Raw genomic sequence first — 623 nt, 5'->3', positions numbered from 1 at the left:
GCCCCCGCGGCATCCGCCTCACCGCCGAGGGCGAGTGCCTGGCCGAACAAGTCACCTCAACCCTGCGCGGCCTCGACCAGGTACGCGAAGTCATCGCCAGCCGCCAAAGCCAGGTGGCCGGTAACATCAGCATCCATGTGTCAGAAAGTATCGTTTCCACCGTGCTCGCCCCGGTGCTCGCCACCTTCTACCGCGCCCACCCCAAGGTCACCTTCAACATCGTGATCGCCAGCGCCTCGGCCACCCTCGACGCCCTGTGCAGCGGCGAGGCGGACCTGGGCCTGGCGTTCTACCTGCAAGAGCGCGCCGACGTCGAAGTCACCGCCCACTGCCAGTTATGGCACCGGGTGCTGGTCAGCGCCGAACACCCCTTCGCCCAGCGCGACAGCATCGAATTGAGCGAACTGCAAGGCCAGCCCCTGGCGATTCCCGACTCGGCCTACGGCGTGCGCCAGGCCCTGGAAGTGGCGGCAAAAAAACGCGGCGTCACCCTCGAACCGGTGTTCACCACCAGCTCCCTGGAAGTGCAGAAGAGCCTGGCCCGGCAACGGGCAGCGGTGCTGATTTTGCCCCAGGTCGAGGCAGACGTGCGGGACCTGGGCGACGGCCTGGTCGCCGTGCCG

Annotated in this window: 1 protein-coding gene; it reads left to right on the top strand. The window is 67.4% G+C overall.

Annotated features, from left to right (window positions below; all coding sequences use genetic code 11):
• On the top strand, positions 1-623 hold a 623-nt coding region (locus tag HX846_RS36010), incomplete at both ends, for a LysR substrate-binding domain-containing protein (RefSeq protein ID WP_178967323.1).

Source organism: Pseudomonas sp. K5002, assembly GCF_013386655.1.
Taxonomy (GTDB): Bacteria; Pseudomonadota; Gammaproteobacteria; order Pseudomonadales; family Pseudomonadaceae; genus Aquipseudomonas.
The sequence above is the reverse complement of the archived record's forward strand: the minus strand, read 5'-3'. Positions and strand labels throughout refer to the sequence as shown.